Origin of the sequence: Cryobacterium sp. Hh38 (assembly GCF_004403235.1) — a bacterium.
In the GTDB taxonomy this organism is placed as follows: Bacteria; Actinomycetota; Actinomycetes; order Actinomycetales; family Microbacteriaceae; genus Cryobacterium; species Cryobacterium levicorallinum.
Map to the genome: position 1 here is coordinate 361881 of NZ_SOHD01000008.1, position 25018 is coordinate 386898.

General features: G+C 63.4%; 28 protein-coding genes and 1 pseudogene. 11 read left to right on the forward strand and 18 right to left on the reverse strand.

Features of this window, described 5'->3' with window-relative positions; all coding sequences use genetic code 11:
- Positions 1-38: 38 nt before the first annotated feature.
- On the forward strand, positions 39-1019 hold the full coding sequence (locus E3T41_RS05005; protein WP_198415603.1) for an ABC transporter substrate-binding protein: 981 nt from the start codon (positions 39-41) through the stop codon (positions 1017-1019).
- Positions 1020-1221: 202 nt separating this feature from the next.
- Here the strand turns inward: E3T41_RS05005 and E3T41_RS05010 are convergent, their stop codons facing one another.
- Positions 1222-2154: a LysR family transcriptional regulator gene (locus E3T41_RS05010; protein ID WP_134477538.1), complete on the reverse strand. Its 933-nt coding sequence runs from the start codon at positions 2152-2154 to the stop codon at positions 1222-1224.
- 155 nt (positions 2155-2309) lie between these two features.
- On the opposite strand from E3T41_RS05010, the gene E3T41_RS05015 reads away from it, so the two are divergent.
- The 3 genes from E3T41_RS05015 to fdhA all read left to right on the forward strand — a co-directional run bounded on the left by E3T41_RS05015 (position 2310) and on the right by fdhA (position 6387).
- A complete protein-coding gene (locus tag E3T41_RS05015) occupies positions 2310-3614 on the forward strand; it encodes an SRPBCC family protein (protein WP_134477540.1) in 1305 nt (434 codons plus the stop codon).
- Positions 3611-5026 carry a ferredoxin reductase gene (locus E3T41_RS05020; RefSeq protein ID WP_134477542.1) on the forward strand — a complete coding sequence of 472 codons (1416 nt, stop codon included), beginning with the start codon at positions 3611-3613 and terminating at the stop codon, positions 5024-5026. The genes E3T41_RS05015 and E3T41_RS05020 overlap by 4 nt, the downstream gene beginning before the upstream one ends.
- Positions 5027-5166: 140 nt before the next feature.
- Entirely contained in the window at positions 5167-6387 is a 1221-nt protein-coding gene (fdhA, locus tag E3T41_RS05025) for a formaldehyde dehydrogenase, glutathione-independent (protein WP_134477544.1), read from the forward strand.
- Here fdhA and E3T41_RS18355 read toward each other — a convergent pair.
- Together E3T41_RS18355 and E3T41_RS05035 are read right to left on the reverse strand one after the other, a co-directional pair.
- The gene (locus tag E3T41_RS18355) at positions 6295-6747 is read right to left on the reverse strand and encodes a HipA N-terminal domain-containing protein (protein WP_255411846.1); all 453 of its coding nucleotides are present in this window, start codon (positions 6745-6747) and stop codon (positions 6295-6297) included. The genes fdhA and E3T41_RS18355 overlap by 93 nt on opposite strands.
- Positions 6748-6753: 6 nt before the next feature.
- The gene (locus E3T41_RS05035; protein WP_092448697.1) at positions 6754-7428 is read right to left on the reverse strand and encodes a haloacid dehalogenase type II; all 675 of its coding nucleotides are present in this window, start codon (positions 7426-7428) and stop codon (positions 6754-6756) included.
- A 359-nt stretch (positions 7429-7787) separates the two neighbouring features.
- Here E3T41_RS05035 and E3T41_RS05040 point away from each other — a divergent pair, with 359 nt between their 5' ends.
- Positions 7788-8615 (forward strand): SDR family oxidoreductase, encoded by an 828-nt coding sequence (locus tag E3T41_RS05040; RefSeq protein ID WP_198415602.1) that lies wholly within the window; start codon positions 7788-7790, stop codon positions 8613-8615.
- A gap of 146 nt (positions 8616-8761) precedes the next feature.
- Here E3T41_RS05040 and E3T41_RS18910 read toward each other — a convergent pair whose 3' ends face one another.
- The 10 genes from E3T41_RS18910 to E3T41_RS05090 all read right to left on the reverse strand — a co-directional run bounded on the left by E3T41_RS18910 (position 8762) and on the right by E3T41_RS05090 (position 17091).
- Positions 8762-9271, reverse strand: coding sequence for a type IV toxin-antitoxin system AbiEi family antitoxin domain-containing protein (locus E3T41_RS18910; protein ID WP_134477546.1), 510 nt, complete (start codon positions 9269-9271; stop codon positions 8762-8764).
- Positions 9272-9698: 427 nt separating this feature from the next.
- The gene (locus E3T41_RS05050; protein WP_092448699.1) at positions 9699-10013 is read right to left on the reverse strand and encodes a hypothetical protein; all 315 of its coding nucleotides are present in this window, start codon (positions 10011-10013) and stop codon (positions 9699-9701) included.
- Positions 10014-10116: 103 nt separating this feature from the next.
- Positions 10117-11064 (reverse strand): cell wall metabolism sensor histidine kinase WalK, encoded by a 948-nt coding sequence (locus tag E3T41_RS05055; protein ID WP_134477548.1) that lies wholly within the window; start codon positions 11062-11064, stop codon positions 10117-10119.
- Positions 11064-11744 carry a response regulator transcription factor gene (locus tag E3T41_RS05060; RefSeq protein WP_104132537.1) on the reverse strand — a complete coding sequence of 227 codons (681 nt, stop codon included), beginning with the start codon at positions 11742-11744 and terminating at the stop codon, positions 11064-11066. The genes E3T41_RS05055 and E3T41_RS05060 overlap by 1 nt, the downstream gene beginning before the upstream one ends.
- A 149-nt stretch (positions 11745-11893) precedes the next feature.
- A complete protein-coding gene (locus tag E3T41_RS05065) occupies positions 11894-12556 on the reverse strand; it encodes a DedA family protein (protein ID WP_092448701.1) in 663 nt (220 codons plus the stop codon).
- Positions 12557-12619: 63 nt separating this feature from the next.
- A complete protein-coding gene (locus tag E3T41_RS05070; RefSeq protein WP_134477550.1) occupies positions 12620-13423 on the reverse strand; it encodes a hypothetical protein in 804 nt (267 codons plus the stop codon).
- 129 nt (positions 13424-13552) lie between these two features.
- A complete protein-coding gene (locus tag E3T41_RS05075; protein WP_134477552.1) occupies positions 13553-14566 on the reverse strand; it encodes a sensor histidine kinase KdpD in 1014 nt (337 codons plus the stop codon).
- A complete protein-coding gene (locus tag E3T41_RS05080; RefSeq protein WP_134477554.1) occupies positions 14563-15237 on the reverse strand; it encodes a response regulator transcription factor in 675 nt (224 codons plus the stop codon). The genes E3T41_RS05075 and E3T41_RS05080 overlap by 4 nt, the downstream gene beginning before the upstream one ends.
- Positions 15227-15940, reverse strand: coding sequence for a phosphatase PAP2 family protein (locus E3T41_RS05085; RefSeq protein WP_134477556.1), 714 nt, complete (start codon positions 15938-15940; stop codon positions 15227-15229). Before E3T41_RS05085 ends, E3T41_RS05080 begins: the two co-directional genes overlap by 11 nt.
- Before the next feature lie 245 nt (positions 15941-16185).
- Positions 16186-17091: a dihydrodipicolinate synthase family protein gene (locus E3T41_RS05090; RefSeq protein WP_092448706.1), complete on the reverse strand. Its 906-nt coding sequence runs from the start codon at positions 17089-17091 to the stop codon at positions 16186-16188.
- Between the two features lie 66 nt (positions 17092-17157).
- On the opposite strand from E3T41_RS05090, the gene E3T41_RS05095 reads away from it, so the two are divergent.
- The 4 genes and pseudogenes from E3T41_RS05095 to E3T41_RS18365 all read left to right on the forward strand — a co-directional run.
- Positions 17158-17766 (forward strand): helix-turn-helix domain-containing protein, encoded by a 609-nt coding sequence (locus E3T41_RS05095; protein ID WP_233195269.1) that lies wholly within the window; start codon positions 17158-17160, stop codon positions 17764-17766.
- A 103-nt stretch (positions 17767-17869) separates the two neighbouring features.
- Positions 17870-18274 (forward strand): B3/4 domain-containing protein, encoded by a 405-nt coding sequence (locus tag E3T41_RS18915; RefSeq protein WP_370257091.1) that lies wholly within the window; start codon positions 17870-17872, stop codon positions 18272-18274.
- A gap of 255 nt (positions 18275-18529) precedes the next feature.
- Positions 18530-18691 carry a hypothetical protein gene (locus tag E3T41_RS18360; protein WP_241991033.1) on the forward strand — a complete coding sequence of 54 codons (162 nt, stop codon included), beginning with the start codon at positions 18530-18532 and terminating at the stop codon, positions 18689-18691.
- A 66-nt stretch (positions 18692-18757) separates the two neighbouring features.
- Positions 18758-19171 (forward strand): annotated as a pseudogene (locus E3T41_RS18365) (aminotransferase class I/II-fold pyridoxal phosphate-dependent enzyme); the annotation flags it as partial.
- A 219-nt stretch (positions 19172-19390) separates the two neighbouring features.
- Here the strand turns inward: E3T41_RS18365 and E3T41_RS05110 are convergent.
- The 5 genes from E3T41_RS05110 to E3T41_RS05125 all read right to left on the reverse strand — a co-directional run bounded on the left by E3T41_RS05110 (position 19391) and on the right by E3T41_RS05125 (position 22749).
- The gene (locus tag E3T41_RS05110; RefSeq protein WP_241991034.1) at positions 19391-19852 is read right to left on the reverse strand and encodes an SRPBCC domain-containing protein; all 462 of its coding nucleotides are present in this window, start codon (positions 19850-19852) and stop codon (positions 19391-19393) included.
- A gap of 172 nt (positions 19853-20024) precedes the next feature.
- Entirely contained in the window at positions 20025-20168 is a 144-nt protein-coding gene (locus tag E3T41_RS17790; protein ID WP_158251635.1) for a hypothetical protein, read from the reverse strand.
- A gap of 205 nt (positions 20169-20373) precedes the next feature.
- The gene (locus E3T41_RS05115) at positions 20374-20958 is read right to left on the reverse strand and encodes a cupin domain-containing protein (RefSeq protein WP_092448708.1); all 585 of its coding nucleotides are present in this window, start codon (positions 20956-20958) and stop codon (positions 20374-20376) included.
- 113 nt (positions 20959-21071) lie between these two features.
- The gene (gene speB, locus E3T41_RS05120; RefSeq protein ID WP_092448709.1) at positions 21072-22010 is read right to left on the reverse strand and encodes an agmatinase; all 939 of its coding nucleotides are present in this window, start codon (positions 22008-22010) and stop codon (positions 21072-21074) included.
- A 70-nt stretch (positions 22011-22080) separates the two neighbouring features.
- A complete protein-coding gene (locus E3T41_RS05125) occupies positions 22081-22749 on the reverse strand; it encodes a cyclase family protein (RefSeq protein WP_104132544.1) in 669 nt (222 codons plus the stop codon).
- Between the two features lie 95 nt (positions 22750-22844).
- On the opposite strand from E3T41_RS05125, the gene E3T41_RS05130 reads away from it, so the two are divergent.
- Both E3T41_RS05130 and E3T41_RS05135 read left to right on the forward strand, forming a co-directional pair.
- Positions 22845-24419 (forward strand): cytosine permease, encoded by a 1575-nt coding sequence (locus E3T41_RS05130; protein WP_092448711.1) that lies wholly within the window; start codon positions 22845-22847, stop codon positions 24417-24419.
- Positions 24420-24421: 2 nt separating this feature from the next.
- Complete coding sequence (locus tag E3T41_RS05135; RefSeq protein WP_134477614.1) at positions 24422-24826, forward strand: nuclear transport factor 2 family protein; 405 nt, start codon at positions 24422-24424, stop codon at positions 24824-24826.
- The last annotated feature ends 192 nt before the right edge of the window (positions 24827-25018 follow it).

Consider the following 25018-nt stretch of genomic DNA (forward strand, 5'->3'; position numbering starts at 1 on the left):
GTGCACCCCCGCATTCCCCCCAATAAGGAGATCAGATAATGAACAAAGCTAGATTGCTGTTGAATCGAACTGTCCCGGCAGTGGCTGGAGCTGCTGCCGCGATCATGCTGTTCGCAGGCTGCGGCGGTGCCTCCGTCAATCAGTCGGCTGCCGACCCGGCTGCCGACGGCGCGGCGGCCTGCGGAACGGTCAACGTCGCAATGAACGCCTGGGTGGGGTACACGGCCAATGCCGCCGTGTACAGCTATGTGGCGAAGAACGAGTTGGGCTGCACCGTGGTGCAGAAGGACCTGAATGAGCAGATTTCGTGGCAGGGCTTTGCCTCCGGCGAGGTGGACATCGTGATCGAGAACTGGGGCCACGATGATCTCGCCAAGCAGTACATCACCGATCAGAAAGTGGCCGTCGACGCTGGCGCCACCGGAAACGTGGGCTACATCGGCTGGTACGTGGCGCCCTGGATGGCCGAGAAGTATCCGGACATCACGGAATGGGAGAATCTGAACAAGTATGCCTCGATGCTCGCCACGTCCGAATCCGGAGGCAAAGGGCAGCTACTCGACGGCGATCCCGCCTTCGTCACCAATGACGAGGCGCTGGTGAAGAACCTCAATCTGGACTACAAGGTGGTGTTCTCCGGTTCGGAGGCCGCCCTGATCCAGTCATTCCGTACAGCGGAGCAGAATAAGACGCCGATTCTGGGCTATTTCTACGAGCCGCAGTGGTTCCTGGCCCAGGTGCCGCTTAAAAAGGTCAACTTGCCGGCGTGGACCGAGGGCTGCGACGCGAACGCGGAAGAAGTAGCCTGTGACTACCCGGAATACAAGCTCAACAAGATTATTTCGAAGAAGTTTGCGGACAGTGGATCGCCCGCAGCCAAGCTTGCGAAATCATTCAACTGGACCAATGAGGACCAGAATGCGGTTGCTACGGATATCCAGGGCGGCATGATGCCCGAGGAGGCGGCAAAGAAATGGGTGGATGCTAACGAGGATGCTGTGAACGCCTGGCTCAACTAGTCCAGAACGTTCAGATTATGCGGCGGCGAGTCCTCCCTGGGCTGTCTCACTGATCTCAGCCGGGTCGGTAGACTCACCCACCCACCGGAAATCCGTGGGTGGGTGAGTGACTTGTTTTCAGCTCCTTGTTCGGGCAGCGCGAACGTGTCGCCACCATGCGGATCTGCTGGCCCTGTCTGCGACGAATCGTGGGCATCCGCTCTCAGAGATCGTCTTCGGGTCGGGCGGTGAGGATCCGATTGGCGCTGACCTGCAAAATGCCGAGCGACTCCTGAATCAGGGGCGATGTGATGCTGCCCTTGCGCACCGCAGCGACAATGCGGCGCGAGGGTTTGCCCTTGCCGGCAATGCGCAGTCGAACCACGTTTTCGGCACCGTGCAGCGGCGCCAGTCGCGGCAGCAGTCCCAAGCCCAGCCCAGCACCAACGAAGGCGATCTGGGTTTCCCATTCCACGGCCTCATGGGCAATTCGCGGTGTCACCCCGACTGCCGTGAACGCCGCCGTAAATAGGGCATGGTAAGTGGAACCGGCCGCCTCGGTTATCCAGGGTTCCGTGGCCAGCTCCTCGAGCGTCACCGTTTGCCGTGATGCCAACGGATGGTCGGCGGGAATGATCACGTCCAGGGGATCGTCGAGCAGAACAGTCTGTTCGAAGCGCGCATCATCCTCAACCGGGGTGTCGGACTGCATGGCGACGATGACCGCGAGGTCGATTCGCTCGGCAACCAACAAGTCGAAGCAGCGAGCCGGGTTGGCCTCGAGTACCTGTACCTCCAGCAGGGGGCGTGTCGAGCGCAGCGTGGCGGCCAGCGGCGCGAGCAGCTGGGCAGCCGCCGTGGAGAATCCACCGAGCCCCAAACGGGACGGCACCTGGTCGCCGGCCTCCATGGCCGCGGCGCGCAGGCTCTCCCATTCCGCAATGAGCGCGTCCGAGCCCGCCACGAGATAGCGGCCCGCGGCGGTTAGCCGTACCCCTCGGCCGTCCTTCGTCAGCAGCTGCATTCCGAGCACACGCTGGAACTCCCGCAATTGCGCGGAGACCGCGGAGGGAGAATAACCCGTGAGCGCCGCCGTAGCCCCAACGGTGCCGCACCGGCCAAGTACCCGAAGTGTTATAAGCCGTGGATCGATCATGCACTTATTCTGCACTGTTATTTGCTAAATCTTGCGCTTTTGTTGCAGATCTATGCTCCCTAATCTCAGGATTAGCCGTTTTCGACAACGCCGGTTGCCCCCCACTCCGGGTCTCACTCATCGCACACTCATCCAACCCTCTCGGGAGGAAACCCATGGCTGCTCCAGTACACATGCCCCTCAATTCACGTGGAAGACTCGCTTCATCCTTGCCAGCCGAGCAGATGGCGGAAATTACCGAGTTGTTTGATTTTCGGCGGGTGGGATATTCCCTCGATGCCCCCTTCTACACCGATCCGACGATTTTCAACATTGACATGAAGGCCATTTTTGGCCAGCATTGGATCTTTGCCGCCAGCATCGCCGAGCTCCCGGAACCAGGAGACTACGTCACTGTCGATTACGGCCCGTATTCCCTGATCGTGCTGCGCGACGACGACGGCGGCGTGAACGTGCTGCACAACGTGTGCCGCCACCGGGGCGCCCGCGTCTTGACCGAAGCTTCGGGGACCACGGGCAACCTGGTCTGCGGCTATCACTCGTGGACCTACTCCCCCCGCGGCGATTTGGTCCATGCCTCGGCACCGGGGGAAACGCAGTTCGACAAGGGCTGTTTCGGTCTCAAGCGCGCCCACAGCCGCGTGTTCGCAGGACTCATCTTCGTCTGCATTGCGGATGTACCGCCAACGGACTTCGACGAAACCGGAAAGATCTTCGAACCCTACCTTGCGCCCCACGACCTATCGAAGACGAAAATCGCTTACCAGCAGAACATCGTCGAGGAGGGCAACTGGAAGCTCGTCATGGAGAACAACCGTGAGTGCTACCACTGCGACGGCCACCCGGAACTCGCCTGCTCCCTCTTTCCCACCTGGGGCCTGACGGAGGGCCTGATCCCGCTCCATCTTGAGGAGGTGTGGGGCCGAAACAAGGAAGCACAGTCCTCGCTCGAGGACCGTTGCCGCCGTTATGGCCTTCCCTATGAGGCCGTCGAGGAACTCGACACCCGCGTAGGGGGAATCCGCATCTCACGAGACGCTCTCGACGGCGACGGCGAATCGTTCTCGCCCGACGGGCGCAGACTCTCCAAGAAGCTGCTCGGTGACTTGCGCGACTTCCGCCTTGGCCGCTGCTCGATGCACCTGCAGCCCAACAGCTGGTTCCATTTCGTCGCGGACCACATCATCACGTTCGCCGTCTTCCCCGTCAATGAGCACCAGACGCTGGTACGCACCACCTGGCTGGTGGCTGACGACGCCGTGGAAGGCGTCGATTACGACCTGGAGAAGCTCACCCACACCTGGAAGCAGACCAATCTGCAGGATAAGGCGTTCGTGGAGTTGTGCCAGAAGGGCGCCAGCAGCCCCGCCTACGAGCCCGGCCCGTACATGAAGAGTGAATACCAGGTCGAGGCATTCATCAACTGGTATGTACAGCGCGTGCAGGAGCACTTGGCATGATTGAACTCGGCACCGTCACGGCCATCCAGGAGCCACAGCGCATTCGCGGCCTGGAGATGCCGTGGAACAGGGTGCTGGGCAGCACCGATGGACCCGCCGGTGCGGCCCGCGCATTGGGACCCTGGAATCCGCAGGAGCTTATGGCCGAATGTGTCGAGACCATTCCCGAGGCGGGCGGCATGATGACCTTCGTGTTCCGCCGCTCCGACGGGGCGCCCCTGGCGTTCCGTCCGGGCCAGTACGTGAATGTCGCCTTTCCCGTGAACGGCGAGGACCAGGACGCCGTGGACCGCAGCTACTCGCTGTCCAGTTCGCCCACCAAGCCGTGGACCTTTGAGATAACAGTCAAATGCGACCCCACGGGGCAGGTCTCGCCGTGGGTGCACGCGAACGTCAAACCCGGCACCGTCCTGGAGATGCTCGGGCCGGTCGGGGCCTTCCACCTGCCCGACGTCGACCGGCGGGCACGGTACCTCTTACTGGCGGCCGGCTCCGGCATCACCCCCATCATGTCGATGGTGCGGACCATCCACTCCCTGCCCGGACAGGCCGATGTCGTGCTGCTCTTCCACGGAGCGGAGGCTGGAGGGTTTGCCTTCCACCAGGAATTGAACTACATCGCCTCCGTGGACTCACGCGTCAAGGTCTTCTACTCCCTGGGCAACCGCAGCGAACCCGAGGGGTGGCAAGGGCTCACCGGAAGGCTAACGGCGGCCATGCTCGACCAGGTAGCCCCCGATGCCAACGGCCGCCAGGTTTATGCCTGCGGCCCCGAGGGTTACCTGAACGCAGCCACCGAGCTCCTTGAGAACGTCGGCGTCGACGACACCTCCATCCACGTGGAATTCTTCTCGGGAGACCGCCAGACCATTCTTGAATACCAGGCGGAGGTCGCGCTTGCAGTGGACATTGCGGAGGAAATCGCCGAGGAAATCGCCGATTCCGCCGAGGACTACTACGAAAGCCAGCCCGCAGCATTCGGGCTCTACGAGCCCGGCTACGATGCCGAGGGAACCCTGGAGGCCACGGGACTGCCTCTGGAAACCGTCGACCCGGACTCGTCCTGTCCCCAAGCCCCCGATGCCAGTTCGGATGTGGGGCCGGAGGCCGGGTCCACCGATGTCTCGAGCTTCGACACGGTCGGCACGGGAAGTCTCACCCTTTCCTTCCTGCGCACCGGCATCAACGTGCGCATCGACCCCGCCGAACATATCCTCGGGGTGGCCCAGCGTGCGGGCGTCAGGATCGGCGCGAACTGCAGGGAAGGCATGTGCGGCTCCTGCAAAGTCGTCAAGCTTTCCGGGGAAGTCGACATGAACCACCAGGGCGGGATCCGGGCTCGGGAAATCGATGCAGGCAAGTTCCTGCCCTGCTGCTCGACCGCGCTCACTGATTTAGTGATCGATGCCTAGCCGCCTCCAGCTTCTTCCCGCCGGGAGCGTATCAATAGACCCGAGTTGCTTCACGAAAGTGACAACAACGTCCTCACAGGCAGTCTGATGCGACCAGCATCACCGTGAGGGTTCGATCGCCAACCCATAGGAGCCATTTAATGTCAGGTAACAAAGCCGTTGCATACAAGGCGCCGGGGATCGTGGAAATCATCGATACCCCGTATCCCACCTTTGAACTGCAAGCCGGCCCAGGCGTCAATCCCCTCAATGTCGGCCGGAAGATCCCGCACGGGGTCATCCTGCGCACCGTGAGCACCAACATCTGCGGCTCTGACCAGCACATGGTTCGTGGCCGCACGACCGCCCCGGCCGGTCTCGTCCTGGGGCACGAGATCACCGGGGAAGTCATCGAGACCGGGCCCGACGTCGAGTTCATCGAGGTCGGGGACATCGTCTCGGTCCCCTTCAACATCTCCTGCGGACGTTGCCGGAATTGCAAGGAAGGCAAGACCGGAATCTGCCTGAACGTGAACCCAGACCGTCCCGGTTCCGCCTACGGCTATGTCGACATGGGCGGATGGGTCGGCGGGCAGGCGGAGTTCGTCCTGGTCCCCTACGCGGACTGGAACCTGCTGCGGTTCCCCGATCGGGACCAGGCCCTGGAAAAGATCATGGACCTGACCATGCTCTCGGACATCCTCCCGACCGGTTTCCACGGGGCCGTTACTGCAGGTGTTGGCGTCGGGTCCACCGTCTATGTTGCCGGGGCCGGTCCCGTGGGGCTGGCCGCGGCAGCCAGCGCCCAACTGCTGGGGGCTGCGGTGGTCATCGTGGGGGATCTGAATGAGGATCGCCTGACCCAGGCCCGATCCTTTGGCTGCGAAACCGTTAATGTGGCCAACGGGGACCCGGCTGACCAGATCGAGCAGCTTCTCGGGGTCCGGGAGGTCGATGCCGGTATCGACGCGGTCGGTTTCGAGGCCCGCGGACACGGACATGGTGCCGGGGCCCAGGAAGCGCCGGCCACCGTACTCAATTCACTGATGGATCTCACCGCCGCCGGCGGGTCCCTGGGCATTCCCGGCCTGTATGTCACCGGGGATCCGGGCGCCGCGGACGAGGCGGCCCAGAAGGGCAGCCTGTCACTGTCCCTGGGCACCGGCTGGGCGAAGTCCCTCTCCTTTGCTACCGGCCAGTGTCCGGTCATGAAGTACAACCGGCACCTGATGATGGCGATCCTGCATGACAGGATCCAGATCGCCAAGGCGGTCAACGCCACAGCCATTTCACTCCAGGATGCCCCGCGGGGGTACGCGGAATTCGATGCGGGCGCCGCCACGAAGTATGTCCTGGACCCGAACGGCTACCTCAGCAAATAGTCCGCCAGGCAGGTTAGAGCAGTCGGTGCACCACCCATATCGTGTGGGCGGTGCACCGCCCAATCCGTCTTCGAGGCGCTTGAACGTGTTGCGGATCAGATGAATGTTATGCCGATGTCGGCACGGTGGCTTGATGACGTGGGTCTGAATGGCACCGGCTACGTCGCGGCCGAACTGGGCCAGCAACGCAATAGTGTCGTCGCTGGAGACTCTGATCTCGGCAGCGAGGTTGTCCAGGGCGGTGCCTTCCGGCAAAAGTTCTGCGAAGAAGTTGCGTCTTCGCCCCGCCCGGCTGCGGTTGCTGACGAGGTCGAACGGCACCGAGGCGGAGAGGATCGTGCTGCCGAGCCCCAAACACACAGCTGCCTAGGCGTTTAGGCGTGCAGCCAACTCGTGGAGGGTGGGAACGGTGTAGTCCGGTTGCGCGAAGTAGCTCGGATAAGGGGCATCGCCTCGGTTGATCCAAGCGGTGCTGAGGCCCGCTTGGGCTGCCCCGTGGATGTCCCAGGGGTGCACGGCGACCAGGAGCATGTCGGCCGGCTGAACCCCCAGAGCATTCGCGGCGTAGTGATAGGCGGAACCGACAGGTTTCCACGCCGGTGCGTCCTCGACGGTGAGAAGGGCGTCAAAGTTATCTCGAATCCCCGCCTCGGACAGCATGGCTTGTGCCAACCGTGCCGACCCGTTGGACAAGGTCGCGAGGCGGTACCCCGAGACCTTCAACGCCCTGACCCCGTCTGCGACATCCGGGTGCAGGTTCAGCGTCCCGAGGCCCTCCAAGACATGGGATACGGCCTCATCGGCAGTGCGCGTCAGGGCGATGCCGCGGAACAGATCATGCAGGATCGCGGTGCCGATCACGGAGAATCTCGCACTGTCGCCAGACGCGGCGAGGGCGAATCCGTCTCGAAGCAATGATGCGAACCAGATCCGGGCCAGATAACCCGGGGCACCGACCTCCACGAAACGATTCTCCATTGGTGACATGTCCGAGAGGGTCTCATTGACATCGAAAACGATTACTGACGCGGCTGCATTCATGATGGGCTCCTTAAGATTGATCAACGTGCCCGAGATCGGAAACCGACGGCGTCTGTTCACGCCGGTCGTGCCTCGACTCAAACACGAAGTCGGACAAACGATGTGGTCGACCCCTTCCACCCAATAGGCAGAGTCACGGCAGCGAACACGATGCGATCCACGGACCCACGGACCCACGGACCCACGGACCTCCAGTCTACGAAAACCTCGCCCGCGCCCTAAAACTGATCCTGTGAGGCGTGGGATGCACCGCCGGGAATTCCTCCCCTGCCTCATGGTTGTCTTCTAGACGTATCGGAATCGGCGGGTGTAATGCCGCCCGACGGACCGTCGCTCAACTCAACGGAAAGAAGATCGCCATGGACCTCAACAAATTGGATCTCGCCAATCGCCGCGGAATCATCACGGGCGCAGGACAAGGCATCGGCCAGGCCATCGCCCTCGAGTTTGGTCGACGCGGTGGTCACCTCCTGCTGGTCGGCCGCCAATTGGCCACACTCACCGAAACCGCCCGCCTCGTCGCCGCCGCGGGCGGAACAACCGAAATCCTCGTCGAAGACCTGACTCAGCCTGGCGCTGTTGAACGGGTCGCCGACACCGTTGCACCGTGGAGCACGGTTGATCTGCTCGTCAACAATGCCGGCAATGTACGCGCGGGTCGGCTTGAGCTCATCAGCGATGCGGATGTCCATTCAATGATCGATCTGAACCTCACCGCTCCGATCCTGCTCACCAAAGCCCTCCTGCCGGCGCTTCGTCTGAGTGGCGAGGGCCGTGGAAGCATCCTCCTGAACGTTTCCAGCGGGATAGCCCTCGTCGGGATGCCGTTCTATTCGATTTACGCGGCCACGAAATCAGGCTTAGCCCAGTTCGGCGAATCGCTGCGCCGGGAATTGATCGGAACGGGCGTGCACGTTGCGACCGTCTACCCGGGGGCCACCGATACCGCCATGATGACCTCGCAGAACGCCGGTGCCGAACTCGGCTGGGGCCGCCGCAGCCTGGCCGACGTCATCACCGATCTGATCGCTGCATTGCAGGCAGGTGAGCATGAAATCAACACCGCACCCGAGGGCCGCCGGGCAATGCAGGAACTCAACCTCACCGACCCATTGGCCGTGGATGCCGCACTGGCTCCCGGCCTCGAAGCCCTCGAACTCGCGGTGCGCGACCACCGCAGCATCTAGCGGCCCAAACTACGAGACCACCACGTGAAGAACACCGCAACCTCAAGCGGATCCGATTTTGCCTCAAAGACCGACGTCCAGACCCGAAGTGGCATTCTGCGCGCTGGAACGCGGCGGGCGTCGCGTACCGGGGCTCACGCATCCTCTTATCGAATCATCCCTGGCGCGTTCACGGTCAAGTCGCGCTGCGCGTTAGCTGGCGCAGAAGGTCCAGGGCTCGGTCCTTGGTGAACTGTTCTGTGGTCCTCTAAGGTGAGCTCGTAGACGTCGGCATCCAGGTTTCCGATGCCGTGCAGCGCAGCGGATGATTCGTGAGAAACAACCGCCAGCTCGGGTGACACGAGGCGCTCGGACGCTCTCGGCCGGGGGTCAAGGGCAAGCCGCGCTACCTGCAGCCCGCGATGCCGATCGAACGGCACCCCGACAACCACATACACGCCATGCTGCAGCCGTGCCAGAGCACCATGCTCGGCAAGCCGAGCCAGCTGCGCTGGCGTAACTCCCAGACCACGGGCCTGGGGCGGCGATCGCCAGCAGCGAGCGGATCGCTGACTTGCTGAACCGTTGTCACGCTCTTGGTCGATACCCGCGCAGACCCAATAAGCTTCGTCATTGACGCCTTTCGATGTCTCGCAACGGTCCTTGCCTGCCTGCATATTGTTGACAAACGATGCGAGACACGCCGCTTCTTACATTGCCTTCAGACTGCGATGCCCACAACCCGATCACCGAGAAGGATGTAGACCGTGGCGCTCGTCACTATCGCGCAACGTCGACCCGTCCCATCGTGGCGTCAGCCGCCAGCTTGTGAGACGTGGTCTCCACCGTACCGGTGGGATTTGAAAACTAGACCGTCCCTAATCAGACGGCGGACCGCGCCCAGATCAGCAGGATTACCGGGTTTTTCAATCTTTTGAACACCCGGGACACCGATGCGATTTCATTCAAGTGCTGCCAAAATATTGCCACGCACAGCACGGAACAGTGGACGACTCTGCGGACGCCCGAAGCATTGGGAGAAACCCGATGCTGACGAAGGGATGGCCGAGGCGCATGTGTGCCCCGGCCATCCCTAATCAGGGGTTAGTCCTGTGTGCCGTCTTCGACGGCGACACCGTTGATGTCGTCGCTCGTGTTCTCGGTGTCGGTTTCGGTTTCGGTTTCGGTACCAGACTCGGTGCCGGACTCGTCGGCGGTTTCGCCGTCGTTGGTGCCGTCTTCGACCTCGTCCTGAACGTTATCCGTGTCGGCCGACGTGACGCCTCGTTCGACGTGCGAGGTGGACGATGAGGGACTGGCGGGAGTGGACTGGGCGCCGGCGGTGAGGGTGATGCCGCCGACGAGGGCCAGAGCCAAAGCGACTGCTGCGCCACCGGCGATTTTCGTCTTCTTCTGCATGGTGTGTGCCTTTCGTGAGTGAGCTCCGCGACTGCGGGGCCATACTTCCAAGCTAAAGAGGGGCACGTGAGATAAGCGTGAGAGCCAGAGCTACAGAGTCACTTTAGGGGCGGAGGGGAAGATTCACTGCCACGGTGGTGCCGATGCCGACTTGTGAGGTGAGCGTGATGCGGCCGTCGTGCGCGTGGATGATCTGCTGCACCAGGCTGAGGCCGATGCCGTGCCCGGGCTGTGATCGCGCCCGGTCCGATCGCCAGAACCGGTCGAAGGCGTGTTTCAGGTCGTTGTTGTCGATGCCGATGCCGGTGTCCCGCACGGTGACGGTGCAGGTCCTGTCGTGGACGGCAGTGCTGACGGTGATGACGCCCGTCGGCGGGGTGAATTTCAACGCGTTGTCGATGACGTTCGCGATCGCTCGAGCGAGCAGGGCCGCGGAGCCCAGAACGGCCGCGGCCCGCCCCCGGTGAACGTCCAGCCGGGCGGCATCCACTGGGCTACTGGCTCGCGCGTCGATGTCGAGGCGGACAAGGTCATTCAGGTCGACGAGTTCGTACGTTTTCTTCAGCTCGGCTCCCGCGCCGCGCGATAGCAGCAGGAGGTCATTGGTGAGCTGGGTGAGGCCGCCGACGGCGTCGAGCGCGGTCTGCATCGCCCGCTCATACTCGGCCGGGGTGCGGATGCTGAGCAGGGCGAGTTCGAGTTCGCCCTCAATGACACTGAGCGGGCTGCGCATCTCGTGAGAGGCGCCATCGACGAAGCGTTGCTGCAGCTCGTAGCTTTTCTGCAACGGTGCCAGGGCTGCGCGGGCCATGAGAAAACTCGCGATCGGGATCAGCACCAACAAGACGGCGTAGAGCACGAGCAGGCCGGTGCGGAGGTTAGCGAAGCCCTGCTCGGCCGCGTTAATGGCGCCGGCACCGTCCGATTCAGCGGCGTCGAAATCGAAGGTTCCGGTGACGAAGATGTAGATGCCAACCGCGAACGCGGCGAACAGCACCAGCTGCACAATCGTGTAGGTGACGGTGAGTCGAACCAACGCGCGGCGAAACATCAGCTGTCCGCTTGGATCAGGTAGCCGGCGCCGCGCCGGGTCTCGATGATGACCGTTTCGCCGGGCAGGGTGAGTTTTTGCCGCAGGTAGCGGATGTAGGTTTGCACGACGTTGCTGAATCCCTCATAGTTGCTGTCCCACGCATGATCAATCAGCTCGGTGGCACTAATGATGGTGCCGGCGTTGCGCATCAGGTATTCCAGCACAGCGAATTCCTTCGCCGTCAACACAATGGTGCGCCCGGCCCGCATCGCGGTGCGGGTGGCGGGGTCGAGGGAGACCCCTTGCGCCTGCAGCACGGGTGCGTACGCCCGCGGAGAACGCCGAAGGAGCGCCCGCACGCGGGCCAACAGCTCGACCAGGTGGAACGGTTTGACGATGTAGTCGTCGGCGCCGGCGTCGAGCCCTTCAACCTTGGTACGCATCGAATCCAGCGCGGTCAGCATCAGCACGGGCACGTCGCTATTGATCAAGCGGATGCATCGGCACACGTCCATCCCTCCACCCGGCAGTCCCGGGAGCATCAAATCCAGTACGACCAGATCGTAGGTGTCAATTTCGAAGGCCTGCACGCCGTCGGGCGCGGTGTGGGCGACATCGACGGCATAGCCGGATTCGGTGAGGGTACGACGGATGACGTCCGCGATGCGGACGTCATCCTCGATAACGAGCACCTTCATACGCTGCCCGGCCCGACCGATTGCGGACGTGGCGGGTAGCGGGTGATGGTCATAGCCTCGACCCTAGACCGTGGCCGAGGAGACCAGGATGAGAAGCCCGAAACCTCACGGCGATCACTGCGGCAGGCACTGCCGCGTTCCGCTGATCCTCACACCCGATCATTCTGGCGGCGTGAGACGAGGGCTCGGATGACGACGGGAACCACGGAGAGCATAACGATGCCGATCAGCACGAGATCGATGTAGCGTGCGGCGAAGTCGGCGACGCCCGGGATGTGTGCCAGCCCGAAGCCCAGGAGCACCACCGCGGTCGTCCAGAGCACGGCGCCGATGATGTTGAACAGTGTGAACACCCGCCGGCGCATTTTGCCGACGCCGGCCGCGACGGGGGCAGAGGTGCGTACGACCGGTACGAAGCGGGCGATGGTGACGGCCGCCGGGCCGAACCGATCAAAGAACCCCTGCGTTCGGATGACGCTCTTTCGGCTGAACAGGCCAGAGTCGCGCCGGTCGAAAATGCGTCGGCCCGTCGTGCGCCCGATAATGTACCCGAGTTGGTCGCCCAGCACCGCCGATAGGGCGATGGCCGGGATGACGATCCAGAGCGGCTGGCTGATCACCCCGCTGAGGACGAGCACGCCGGTGAAGAACAGCAGGGTATCCCCGGGCAAGAAGAACCCGACGAGCAGGCCCGTCTCCACGAACACGATCGCGCAGACGACCACGAGGCCCCAGACGCCGGCGCCGGCGATCACAGATTGCGGATCCAGAAAACCGGACGTGGGTAGTGCGGTGGCGATCATGGTGTTCATGCTGCAGGGACTTTCTCTGAGTTTTCTGAAGGCGATCCGGGCATCCGCTGCTGCGCGAGGTGTTTAGGCGGTGGCCGTCAGTTGGGCGTTCGTGGTGCGGGCGCGGCGGGTGAGCACGATCACGAGGATGAGGATCACGGCCAGGAACAGCACGCTGGTTCCCGTCGTTCCGAGCCCCAGGCCGCCATCAGCGACAGGCTGAGACAGCAGATCGCCGGTGGATGCGCCCAGCGGGCGGGTCAGGATGTAGGCGATCCAGAATGCCAGCACAGCGTTCAAGTGGAAGACGAAGTACGCCACAGCGACCAGCGCGATGGCGGCGGCGAAGACGAGCAGCGCGACGAAGAAGCCCAGGTTGAGTCCTTCGGCGACGAGGTCGCCCGCCGCAGTCCCGAGGGCGAACGTGAACAACACGGCCAGCCAGTAGAACGACTCCCGCCGAGTCGTGAAGATGGAGTGGATGGACAGGGTCTTCTCCGAGATGGCCCAGACGGTGAAGGTCGCGGCCAGTGCGATGGCGAAGACGACCGTCGTCACCCACAGGGGAACGCCGAGGCTGTCGGTGAGGTTATCGGTGATCAGAGTTCCCACAACGCTGATGAGCACCACGGCCAGCCAGTACACCGCCGGGGTGTATTTCTGCAATCTGAATTGCACGATCAGCGCGGCGACCAGCAGGACCGCCATAATGATCGACGTGATCGTCAGTCCCAGGTTGAGGTCGACGTTGAGGAAGTCCGCGGCGGTCTCCCCCACTGTGGTCGCGAGTACCTTGATCACCCAGAAGATGAGGGTGACCTCGGGCACCTTGGTGAGGATGTTCCGGACGGGCGAAACGGTCGTGGAGCGGGTCGAGGTCGTGGACATGTGTTCCTCCTGGGATGGGGTCGGTAACACCAGCGAACACGGTGGTGTCTAAGATTTCTCACAGAAGAAGGCAATCATCGCAATGGATTCTTTTACCAGGTGAGCGGCGACCTGCTCGACGGAGCAGGATCAGGATGCGGCTGGCTTCGCGCGCGGGAGGGTGAGGCTGATCGCTGTGCCTGCGGCGCCGCTGTCGACGACGTGCACGGCTCCTCCGTAGCGCACCGCAATTTCCCGCACCAAGGACAGGCCGATACCAAACCCCGTTCGGGCGTCCCCGCCACCGTCCACGGCCGCGCCGGAGTGCGCGAATCGATCAAAGATGCGGGCGGGGTCGATGCCTTGAATGCCGGGGCCGCGATCGCGCACGGTGACCACCACCGTCTTCTTGGTCACGGCCACACCCACCGCGACGATCGACCCGCTGGGGGCGAAGCGCACAGCGTTATCCAGCAGCGCGACCGCGCAGCGGGTGATGCTGGAGGCGGGCACGCGCACCGGCGCGGGCTGGGCTGCATCCATTTCAATGGTGATGTTTTTGTCGACGGCGATCAGTGCCATCGATTGCACCGCGGCTTCGACGGCAGCGACCAGGTCGACGACGACGGTATCGTGCACGGCCGCGCCGCCGACTTCAGCAGATTCGAGCAAGTCGTTGACGATGTGGATGAGGTCCTTCGCATCGCTGCGGAGCTCTGCAACGACCGAGGACGACGGATCATCGGCGGGGAGGGTGCGCTGCAGAATTTGCAGGCGGGCATCAAGCACCGCAAGCGGGGTTCGGAGTTCATGGCTGGCGTCAGCGACAAACGCCCGTTGGATGCGCAGCACATCACCGAGCGGTTGCACGGCCCGACGGGTGACCAGAAAGCTCAACACACCGGCCAGAATGATCAATGCCACGCCCAACACTCCCGCGGCCCGCAGCAGGTTGACCGCGCTGACCTGCAGGTTGTCGGTGTCGGGCACCGGTTCGAACAGCTCACCGGGCGAGATCTCGGACAGGATGTAAACGAAGACGGCCACGATGACCACCGCGACAACCGCAGCGCACGCGATCGCGATGCGGGTCCCGACGAGTCGGGAGGCCCGACGGATGGCGAGGGTGTCGCTGTCAACGATGCGGGTTCTGCTTCGGATCATGGCTGTCCCAGGCGGTAACCCGCACCGCGCACGGTGAGGACGATGTCGGTTTCGGTCTTGCGCCGCAGATAATGCACGTAGGTGTCCACCGTCCCGGCGGTGTCCGCGGCGCTGAACACGGTCTGCAGGATCTGCTGGCGGGAGAACGTGCGTTGTGGGGCATCCGCTAACAATTTGAGCAGTTCGTTCTCCTTCACCGTCAGCAGGATGCGCCCGTCATACGGGGAATAGATCGTTCGACTGTCGGGGTAGTACTCCCAGGCGCCCACCAGCACCGTGCGGCCCTCCCCGGTGAAGACCCGACGGATGGCCCGGAGCCGGGCGAAGAGCTCATCGAATTCGAACGGTTTGACCAGGTAATCGTTGGCGCCGATGTCCAGCCCGGCCACCTTGTCCCCCGTCGTTCCCAGCGCAGTGAGGAGCAGGATGGGAGTGGTCACCAGTTTGCGGCGGAGCGCTTCAACCACTCCGAGGCCGTCCAACGTCGGCAGGCGCCGGTCGATCACCATCACCTCGAACTCGCCGCCGAGACCGGCCGCAAGTCCCTCCGCGCCGTCGGCGACCAGGGTGACATCGTAGTTTTCCGTGAGCACGTCGCAAATCATCGGGCCGAGCTTGGCATCATCTTCGATCAACAACAGCCGGGGGCGAGCTGTGCTCTCAGCGGGCATTCCAGACTCCTCCGTGCACGGGTCCAGCGTGGAGGCCGGATCGACGTTCGCTCCAGTGTGCCAGTAGTAGCACCGAAGCGGCGTTCACCAGCGCCACGGCAGCAAGCGAGTACACGACCGACGCCACCACATCCGACGGGTAATGCACCCCCAAATAGACCCGGGACGCAGCCGTGGCGAGCACCACCACCGCGGCCGTTCCAATCACAAACGGATGCCATCGGTGACCGGCCGTGACGAGGACGACCCCGAGCAGGAAGCAGGCGGCGAAGCTGGTGTGTCCGCTCGGAAAGCTGAGACCACCCGGTTCAAGCAGCAGGATGTGCGGCAGCGACGGTATGTCAGGTCGCGCCCGCTGCACCAGGAGTTTGATCACGTCGGCGCCCAGCGTGGGAATCATCACCACCAGCACGAAGCGGATCGCCGCGCCGGGTCGCCGGGTCAACAGCAGCACCGATCCGGCTGCCAACAAGACCAGTACCACGCCCACTGCGGGGCTGAACAGCCAGTCAATGCCGAGGGCCACCGCGTCCAGAGGCGCGCTGTGGTCAGCGTTTACCTGCCGGAGAACATTCATCTCCCCGTCCGTCCACCCCGCCGACCCGGTGAGCACGAACCCAGTGGCTATGACGGTGAGAATGACTCCAGCCGCGGGAAGAGCGGTCCGAACGAACCTGTGCAGTGGTCGGGTTTCTGAGCTCATCCCCCCAGACTTACCCGTCACGTCACAGAACAGTCTAAGAATTGTGCCTGCCGGGACGGGCTCTCACTGACCATTCAGTCCCGCTCCGCAGGAGTTGGTTCCTTCAACACCTACCCGGAGCAGTTCACCGAACGACGCGATGAACACAAGCAGTGCACCTCCCGGTAAACTGGCCGTGGGAAACCGGGTGGACAGCCGCATTCGCAGCGGCCTGCAGGCCGTGGCGGCCGCGGTTATCGAATAGCTCACGCGGTCTCGGCTCCGAGCTGCAGCCTGGTCATCACAGCTTCGACGCGGGCGCGTGCCGGAGCGTTCAACCCTCGGATGGGGCGCGGCAGACAGTCCGGGGCCACCAAGCCCAGTTGTTCTGCGATCGCGGCAACCACCCGGTAGCTCCCGCCGAGCTCGGCGAAGAGGGCCCACAGCGGCTCGAGCCGCGCGGACTGTTGCTCGGCTTCGCTGCTATCGCCGTCTTGTGCGGCCCGTGTGATCGCGAGGGCGAGTTCGGGGAGTGTTCCGCCGATCACGGAGTACCAGGCGTCGCATCCGGCGTTCAACCCGGTCGCTGCCGAGGCATCACCAGAGACCCCCACGGTCACGTGTGCGGGCACCGCATCCCGGATTGTTTGCACCCGGGCGGCGGCACGGGCTGGCACTCCGGGGACTCCCGGGATCTTGATCGCGGCCACCTGCGGGAGTCGGGCGATGCTGGCGTACAAGTCGTCGGTGAAGGTGACGTGGGTGGTGCCGGGGTTGTCGTAGACGACCAACGGCACAGACAGGTTCGAGGTCACGTCCTCGAACAACCCGAAGACGTCATCGTCCGTGAGCGGCTGGTAGCTGACCGGTGCCAGCAGCACGGCGCGTGCGCCAGCTTCCTGCGCGTCTTCCGCCAGGGCGAGGACGTGCGAGGTGCGGAGCGCACCAATGCCGACGATCACTGGCACCGTCTCGGCGTGCTGGACGGCGCACAGTGCCACCCGGCGTCGCTCCTCGCGGTCCAGATACATGTACGACCCGGTCGAGCCGAGAGCGGTTATCGAGTCGACACCCGCAGTGACCAACTTTCCGATCAGCCCCGCGTAGGCGGTCTCGTCGAATGCGTCGTTGCGGAGCGGCGTCAAGGGGAAGGCGCTCAGACCGGTAAACATGGGCACTCCATTCGGATGGCAGTAGCTGCGGCAGTCCTTCCACCCTAGTGCACTATAATGCACCGTGTGGGTGTTGAACCGGATGACTTGGCGGCGGTCATCGGCGCGCGCATTCGAGCGTGCCGGCATGCCCTGAAGTGGACGCTCGATGAGGTGGCGGCGCAGTCCGGGGTCAGCCGTCGGATGATCGTCAAGGTCGAAAAAGGCGAGGCCAACCCGAGCGTGGCGACCCTGCTCCTTCTCAGTGATGCGCTCGGAATCGACCTTCCGACGCTGGTCGCAGCCCGGGACGGTGTTCCAGCGGCACTGACGCGTCGCGGCGACGGCGCGGAACTTTGGTCAAGCCCGAGCGGCGGTAGTGGAATTTTGCTTGCGGGTACCCCGTCGCCCGACGTCTTGGAACTGTGGCAGTGGACCCTTGCCCCCGGAGATACCCACGAAAACACGCCCCATGTTGCTGGCACACGAGAGATCCTGCACGTCGGCAGAGGCGTGGTGAACCTCACCGTCGGCCCCGATGAGGTGAGCCTCAGCCCCGGCGATACCTTCGCGTTCGATGGCGACCAAGCGCACGCCTACGCGAACACGTCGAAATCCACTGCGGAGTTCACGCTTGCCGTCTTCGAGCCCGGCGTCGGTACGTCCAGCCCACGCCCCTCCCACCAGACCACCTGACGGCAGGAACACCATGACGACCTAACACGACCTCCTCAGCGGGGCCTGCGTCGACGATGAGATCTTCGCGCTTCGACCGGACTACCGCGCCTGCCTCCTCACCGTGTCCGGCCTCACCCTGGGGGAAAGCGACGACGCCAGTGACGCTCTGCTCCACGAGGCGGAGACAACAGCCCGGCACCTCCTGGCAGCAGCACCGGTCGAGGAGGTGCCACACGTTGCGGCGTGGCGGGATGCCAACCGTGGCTTCGGTGCGAAACCGCAACGCACGAGGAACAGCCTCGAGGCGCTCCTTCGCCGGGCCGGGGACGGGCTGCCACGGGTGAACCGGCTGACGGACCTCTATAACGCGATCTCCGTCCTGCATCAGGTGCCTCTCGGCGGCGAGGACCTTGACCGTTACGTCGGCGCACCCCGCCTCATCCGTGCCACTGGCGACGACACTTTCGATACCAGTGCCGGCGGCGCCGACGTCACCGAGCACCCCGACTCCGGTGAGGTCGTCTAGTGCGATGACGCCGGCGTCACCTGCCGGCGGTGGAACTGGCGTCAAGGCCGCCGCACGCAGCTGAGCGACAGCACCACACGTGCCCTGTTCATCTTGGATGCGCTTGCCGCGATGTCCGACGAGCAGCTGCACGAAGACCTCGCCACCCACCTCGCCCGGCTCGGCCCCCACGTCGGCGTCGAATCGCGAATCCTCGCGCGCCCCACCCCCAACTGACCTCGCCACTCGCGTTCTACCTCCCGGAACAGGACTGCCATGACGCCTTCACCGGACAAGCACGACGCCTCGACCGTTGGCGACCTCACCTGGGCCGTCCATGGTGGTAACCGCATCGACGCCGGTACGGGCGCGATCCGGAGCCCGTTGGTGATGGCGAACTCCTATTTGCTGCCCAAGGACCCGGCATCGATGAACTGATCAGCGACCGAGCAGCTGGTCTACGGGCGGAATGGTTCCGCCAACCAGGAAGCCCTTGAAATAAAGATCGCAGCGCTCGAAGGCGGGGAGGTGACGGTAGCGTTCGCGACCGGTGTCGCGGCCCTACACGGGGTATTCTTCACCCTGCTGCGCACTGGCGATCACGTGATCGTCTCCGACGTCACCTACGAGGCTGTCTGGCGACTGTTCTCTGAGCTGCTGCCGGAACGGTACGGGATCGAAGCGTCCTTCGTCGCCGACGACGACGCGGTCCGGGAAGCAATCCGGCCCAGCACGAAGCTGATCCACGTCGCGACAATCGCGAACCCCACCACCAAGGTCGCCGACATCAGCTCCCTCGCGGCTATCACCCACTACAAGGGGCTCCTGTTGAGCGTGGACGCAACCTTCACACACCCACCGTTCTTCCGCACTCTCGAACACGGCGCCGATCTCGCCGTGCACTCGCTAACGAAGTACATCAACGGTCACGGTGACGCGATGGACGGCGTCGTCACCGGCAACGCCGCCCTGATCGACCGAATCCGCCATGACGCCTTGGTCGACGTCGGCGGGGTTACGAACCGCGCTCTGGGCAGATTTTGGGAGCTTTCACGCACATCCTCTGCGCTCCGCCACATAGTCCTCTACCGGCCGCGCAACGTGGCTAACTCGTCGAGCAACTCCCGTCATCGTGAGCTACTCCGAGACACCCTCGAAGAGGAGCGCGAGCTCGTCGAGTTCGACGTCCCAGCCCTCCCGGTTCTGCTCAAGACGTTCGCGACGGTAGCGGGTGCCGCCGGGAAGTGTATCGAAGCCCGATTCGATCACCGTGACATCCGTCCCGGTACCAGCATCGGCGATGGTGAAGCGCACGTGCGTCGAGTACTCGTCGAGCTGTTCGGCGGGGATGCCCGACCAACGGAAGCCGAACGAGCCGTCGGGCACGACCTCGGTGATTTCGATCGGGAAGCTGCCGTAGTCATCCCAGTCGATGCTGCCAGTAGCACCGGGTTCGAGCGCGGCGAACCCCGCACCGTCGCCAAACCACTTGACCATCACCTCGGGGTCGGTCAGCGCCTTCCAGACGCGCGCGCGCGAGGCCTCGATGTGCACGGTGCGGGTTACTGTGTGCCCCTTGATTCTTGCGTGATCAGACACGGTGTTTCCTTCACGTTCAAGCTGAGCGCGACGGGACATTGCCCGCCGAGCGGCACGTCAACAAGTTCAGCAAACGCACCTCATCGAGCCTACCCATGATTGCCTATCTGCTCACGGCCGGGTGAGCGCGGTGAACGCGGATGTGTGCTCGGCAATAGATAGCTGCAAGCGCCTACGGAACGGCGAACAGCATCGCCAGCACGCCCCACTTCAGCCCGCGCCGCGTGTTAATCGCGTCGATCACGATGGCGGTCGGCATGAACCGGCGCAAGAAAGAATAGGTGCTGGCGGTGGCGGCCAGAATAAGTTCGAACATGGCGCGGCCTTTCAGATGCTCGGCAACAAGAACCTGAAAGACGGAGAGTCATGCCATCGCAACGCGCGACGGCGCATAAAAGAGGCTGCCTAAGATTATTTTAGAACCGGATGTCGGCAGGCGAAAGTATCGCGCGTACCATTTCCCAGAGGAATCTTCCTGCACCGGATCGCGCTCAAACCGTTGCCCCGAACTGTGGGAACCGTCAGGACGAGCCGCTCCATGCGGCCGGAACGATGGTCCAGAGAAGCTCGGTCTGTCCCCCACTGCGGTTGTCCCAAGAGTGGGGTTGGCGCCCCGCGACGGTCATCGTGTCCCCCTCCGATAGCTCAACTTCGCCTCCTACCAGCCGAAGGACGAGGCTCCCGGATAACACGTGCAACACCTCGACATCGCAGTTGATCGTGTAGAGCTCGTCTCCCCCTGAGGCTCCGGGGGCGAGGGTCGAGCGGAGTACTTGCACCCGTGACTCGCCCCGTGGGGTGAGCAGCTTTTCGATCGCGCCCTTCCCACCCATGTTGATGAGTGCCGCATCGGCGAGGGCTATGACCTCGTTATCGGGCGCCTCGAAGAGCGAGCCGAGCTGAAGGGAAAGCACCTGGCACAGTGCCACGAGCGAAGACACGCTGGGCGAGGTCTCGTCTCGCTCCACTCTGCTGATGAAGCCGGTGCTGAGGTTACTTGCCGCGGCTACGTCCGCGATCGTCAAGGCCTGGGCTAGCCGCGTTGCCCGGAGTTTCGCTCCGATCGCGAGCGGTGCGCCCGATGGTGCCGGGTTGAGAGCTCGCACAGTGCCTTGCCTTTCTTAACGCGTTTCGACCTGACATGGGACTGTTTCCCAGTATCTCGCGATCTCTCGCCGCTCCCCGCCATGCGCACGGCCGGTGTCGCCGCGGGCCGGGCTTAGCGCGGTGTCATGGCCGAAAGGATTTCGTAGGCGACATGGGAGGCGGCAACGGCCGTAATCTGCGCATGGTCGTAGGCGGGGGCGACTTCGACGACGTCGGCTCCGACGATCCGCACGGCGCTCAGCGCACGGATGATGGCCAGCAATTCCCTGCTCGTCAGCCCGCCCGCTTCCGGGGTGCCGGTTCCGGGAGCGTGAGCGGGGTCGAGAACATCGATATCGACGGACACGTATACCGGGCGGTTGCCGAGGCGGGCCAGCATCCGCTTTACGACTCCGGCAACGCCCTCGGTCTCGACTTCGTGGGCGGCAATGACGGCGAAGCCCAGGCGGGCGTCATCGGTGAGGTCCTTGCGGCCGTAGAGCGGGCCACGAATACCGATGTGCAGGCTGGCTTCGAGGTCAATTAAACCCTCCTCGGATGCGCGGCGAAAGGGCGTGCCGTGGGTCACAGGTGCGCCGAAGTAGGTGTCCCACGTGTCGAGGTGAGCGTCGAAGTGCAGCACCGCGACCGGGCCCGTCACCTTGGTGACCGCCCGCAGCAGGGGAAGGGCGATGGTGTGGTCCCCCCCAATCGTCAGCAGTCGTGTTCCGCCAGCGCCGAGACGGGTTGCCTCTGCCTCAATCTGAGCGACTGCCTCGTCGATATTGAAGGGGTTCGCCGCAATGTCTCCTGCGTCGACGACCTGCTGAGTGGCGAACGGCTCTACATCCTGCACGGGGTTGTAGGGCCGCAGCAGCCGGGAGGCCTCGCGCACGTGGGCCGGGCCGAAGCGGGCTCCGGGACGGTAGCTGACCCCGCTGTCAAACGGCACACCCACAACGGCTATGTCTGCGTTGGGCACGTCTTCGATGCGGGGAAGTCGGGCGAAGGTGGCGATGCCGGCATAACGGGGTGAAATGCTGGCGTCGGATGGACCGATCGGATTGTTCATGGGAGCTTTCTTGGAGGGAGTCGGTGGAAGAGTGATCTGCGAGCCGGTGGTGACAGGGAGTGCGGCCTGCCTATGGCGTAAGTTGCAGCGCGACAGCCCGCACGGGCGCTCCATCCGCCGCCTCGAAGGCGATGGGCAGCAGAGAGATGAAGGGCTCATCGAAGTCGACCGACGCAAGATTCGTGAGGTTCTCGCAGATCACTCCGTCAACGTCTGCAATGAGGTGATGCACGGGAAAGCCCTCACCGTGATGGGTGGAGTCCGGTGTCTCATCGATGTTGATCGCGTCGATCCCGAAGGTGCGAATGCCCAGGGAAATGAGTTTGGCGCAGGCATCGGCGTCGAGGAATGGATTGTCGAAGTACGTCGGTGAGCCGCAGTGCGCGCTCCATCCCGTGTGGAGAAGCACGATAGCTCCCGGCAGAAGTTGCGCCTCGACGGGCTTGAAGTACGACCACGTGATGCGACCGCGCGCGCCCGCGGCACGGGCGTCGACGAGTACACCTGTGCCGACGAACCGGTCCAGCGGCAACTCATCGAGTTTCTTGGCCGCATCATCAAAGTGGTACGGAGCGTCAACGTGGGTGCCCGTTTGTGACCCCATGGACACCGAGAGAAGGTTAAAGCCGTCGCGATCGATCGTGCTGTGCGGGTCAAACCGTGGCACAGGATCTCCCGGATAGACCTGGGTGTCTGCGTTCACCAGGAGGGAGAGATCCACGACCTTGTTTGTCTTCATAGTCAAAAACTATTGCACAGGAGACAACATCCCGCTAGTGTCAATCAAAACCTGCCGCCTCCGCCGGCCCCCCTCCACGAGTCAAAGGCAAACCCATGAGTGACAACAATGGCGTTCATCACACCGCGCCCGCCGTCGAGCTAAACGCGCGGCCAAAAATCACCGAGGTTGAAACCCTCGGCGTCGACACCATTCCCGACGCCGACCGCACCTCGACCTGGCTCGACCTCCTCCGCATCCAGTTTGGCGGCGCGAACACGTTTGCCACCGTGCTGCTCGGTACCTTCCCGATCGTCCTTGGCCTTTCCTTCTGGCAAGCCGCCCTCGCAACGATCTGCGGAGTGCTCGTCGGCACGTTCTTCCTGATGCCGATGGGACTATTCGGCCCGAAAACAGGCACCAACAACGCGGTGTCATCCGCTGCATTCTTCGGCGTGCGCGGGCGAGTGGTCGGCTCGTTCCTCTCCCTTCTCACCGCCATCGCCTTCTACTCCATCTCGGTGTGGGTCAGTGGCGACGCACTCGTGGGCGCGCTCACCCGGCTTGGAGGCATAACGGACTCAATCGGACTTCGCACCCTGGTCTACGGAGTGATCGGAGTGATCGTCATCGTCGTGGTGGTGTACGGCTATCAGTTCATGCTGCTGGTGAACAAGACCGCGGTCATCGCCAACACGATCCTCATCCTTCTGGCTATAGTCGCGTTCAACGGTGTGTTTGACAGCTCCTACAATCCCGGACCCGCGGCCTTCGCGCTCGGCTCCTTCTGGCCGACATTCGTCGCCGCCGCGCTCATCGTGGCCTCCAACCCCATCTCGTTCGGGGCGTTCCTCGGAGATTGGTCCCGCTACATCCCCCGCACCACCCCGACTCGCAAGATCCTCGGCGCAACACTGATCGGCCAGTCCCTCACCCTCATTCCCTTCCTCTTCGGTGTGGCGACCGCAACGATCGTCGCTGGCGAGAGCGACTACGTCGTCGCCCTCATCCAGGCATCGCCCATCTGGTACGCGGTACTCCTCATGGGAGTGGCCTTCATCGGCGGACTGTCGACGGGCACGACCTCCCTCTACGGCACGGGCCTCGACTTCTCTTCGGTCTTTCCTCGGTTCACCCGCGCCCAGGCCACCATCGGTATCGGCATCGTCGCCTTCCTCTTCATCCTGACCGGCCGCATCTTCTTCGACCTGCTCGGCGCCGTGAACGCTTTCGTCGGCGCCATCATCGTCACGACCACCCCATGGATGGTCATCATGGCCATTGGCTACATCGTGCGCCGAGGCAACTTTCGCCCGCGCGATCTCCAGGTTTTCAACCGCGGTGAAATCGGCGGCGCTTACTGGTTCAACAACGGAGTCAACTGGCGCGGAATGGTCGCCTGGATCGGAGCCGCTACCCTCGGACTGCTCTTTGCGAACTACCCGCCCATCATCGTTGGACCCTTCATCAATCTGGGCGGCGGCGTCGATCTCAGCCTCGCGATCGCCGTGATCTCGGCGGCCGTTCTCTATCTTGGAGCGCTTTGGATCTTTCCCGAGCCCCGATTCGTGTTTGGTGATCAAGGCGCACGCGGCGTACCAACCAGAGAATCGACTATCCCTGCCATCGAAACCGACCATTCGTCCACCGCCGCCAAGGTCGCAGCACGCCGAGTCGGAGCCGCAACGTGAGCATGTACGAAGCAGTGACAGCGGATGCGTTGGCCGCAGCCGACCAGATCATCGAGGACTTCGGCCATCACCACCGCGACGCCTATTTCGCCCGGTTCAGCCCGCAGGCAACCTTCATGTTCCACAACGTCGGGCGGCGCCTGGAGTCGCGGGAAGAGTATGAGCAGCTCTGGCTGGAATGGGAATCAGACGGATTCACGGTCATCTCATGCACGTCTACGAACCGCCGCATTCAGCTGGTTGGCTCCGTCGCCGTGTTCACCCACGATGTCGAGACAGTCTCCGAAGTTGCGGGCGAACGGTCGACAAGTCAAGAATCTGAGACCATCGTGCTTTCACTCACAGGCGGAACCTGGCTCGGTATCCACGAGCACCTGTCTATGCGCACCAACAACGCCGCGGACTAACTCCCCGGCGCCGATAGCGGGCTTCGTTTCAATGGAGCGGACACGTCGAAATACTTGGCCAGGTCCCTCGTGGTTAAATGTGAATCAAGGCTGAAACTCAGGAGGCATTCGGCACCCCTCACCCATCGGCGATCGCGGTCGCTCTTAGTAACTCTAAGATGATTTGAGCGTCTTCTGCGCCAGCGCCAACAA

Coding starts and splice junctions, on each gene's coding strand:
- E3T41_RS05005 (WP_198415603.1), top strand. CDS start 39: ATGAACAAAGCTAGATTGCTGTTGAATCGAACTGTCCCGGCAGTGGCT.
- E3T41_RS05010 (WP_134477538.1), bottom strand. CDS start 2,154: ATGATCGATCCACGGCTTATAACACTTCGGGTACTTGGCCGGTGCGGC.
- E3T41_RS05015 (WP_134477540.1), top strand. CDS start 2,310: ATGGCTGCTCCAGTACACATGCCCCTCAATTCACGTGGAAGACTCGCT.
- E3T41_RS05020 (WP_134477542.1), top strand. CDS start 3,611: ATGATTGAACTCGGCACCGTCACGGCCATCCAGGAGCCACAGCGCATT.
- fdhA (WP_134477544.1), top strand. CDS start 5,167: ATGTCAGGTAACAAAGCCGTTGCATACAAGGCGCCGGGGATCGTGGAA.
- E3T41_RS05035 (WP_092448697.1), bottom strand. CDS start 7,428: ATGAATGCAGCCGCGTCAGTAATCGTTTTCGATGTCAATGAGACCCTC.
- E3T41_RS05040 (WP_198415602.1), top strand. CDS start 7,788: ATGGACCTCAACAAATTGGATCTCGCCAATCGCCGCGGAATCATCACG.
- E3T41_RS18910 (WP_134477546.1), bottom strand. CDS start 9,271: ATGCAGGCAGGCAAGGACCGTTGCGAGACATCGAAAGGCGTCAATGAC.
- E3T41_RS05050 (WP_092448699.1), bottom strand. CDS start 10,013: ATGCAGAAGAAGACGAAAATCGCCGGTGGCGCAGCAGTCGCTTTGGCT.
- E3T41_RS05055 (WP_134477548.1), bottom strand. CDS start 11,064: ATGTTTCGCCGCGCGTTGGTTCGACTCACCGTCACCTACACGATTGTG.
- E3T41_RS05060 (WP_104132537.1), bottom strand. CDS start 11,744: ATGAAGGTGCTCGTTATCGAGGATGACGTCCGCATCGCGGACGTCATC.
- E3T41_RS05065 (WP_092448701.1), bottom strand. CDS start 12,556: ATGAACACCATGATCGCCACCGCACTACCCACGTCCGGTTTTCTGGAT.
- E3T41_RS05070 (WP_134477550.1), bottom strand. CDS start 13,423: ATGTCCACGACCTCGACCCGCTCCACGACCGTTTCGCCCGTCCGGAAC.
- E3T41_RS05075 (WP_134477552.1), bottom strand. CDS start 14,566: ATGATCCGAAGCAGAACCCGCATCGTTGACAGCGACACCCTCGCCATC.
- E3T41_RS05080 (WP_134477554.1), bottom strand. CDS start 15,237: ATGCCCGCTGAGAGCACAGCTCGCCCCCGGCTGTTGTTGATCGAAGAT.
- E3T41_RS05085 (WP_134477556.1), bottom strand. CDS start 15,940: ATGAGCTCAGAAACCCGACCACTGCACAGGTTCGTTCGGACCGCTCTT.
- E3T41_RS05090 (WP_092448706.1), bottom strand. CDS start 17,091: ATGTTTACCGGTCTGAGCGCCTTCCCCTTGACGCCGCTCCGCAACGAC.
- E3T41_RS18360 (WP_241991033.1), top strand. CDS start 18,530: ATGACGCCTTCACCGGACAAGCACGACGCCTCGACCGTTGGCGACCTC.
- E3T41_RS17790 (WP_158251635.1), bottom strand. CDS start 20,168: ATGTTCGAACTTATTCTGGCCGCCACCGCCAGCACCTATTCTTTCTTG.
- speB (WP_092448709.1), bottom strand. CDS start 22,010: ATGAACAATCCGATCGGTCCATCCGACGCCAGCATTTCACCCCGTTAT.
- E3T41_RS05125 (WP_104132544.1), bottom strand. CDS start 22,749: ATGAAGACAAACAAGGTCGTGGATCTCTCCCTCCTGGTGAACGCAGAC.
- E3T41_RS05130 (WP_092448711.1), top strand. CDS start 22,845: ATGAGTGACAACAATGGCGTTCATCACACCGCGCCCGCCGTCGAGCTA.
- E3T41_RS05135 (WP_134477614.1), top strand. CDS start 24,422: ATGTACGAAGCAGTGACAGCGGATGCGTTGGCCGCAGCCGACCAGATC.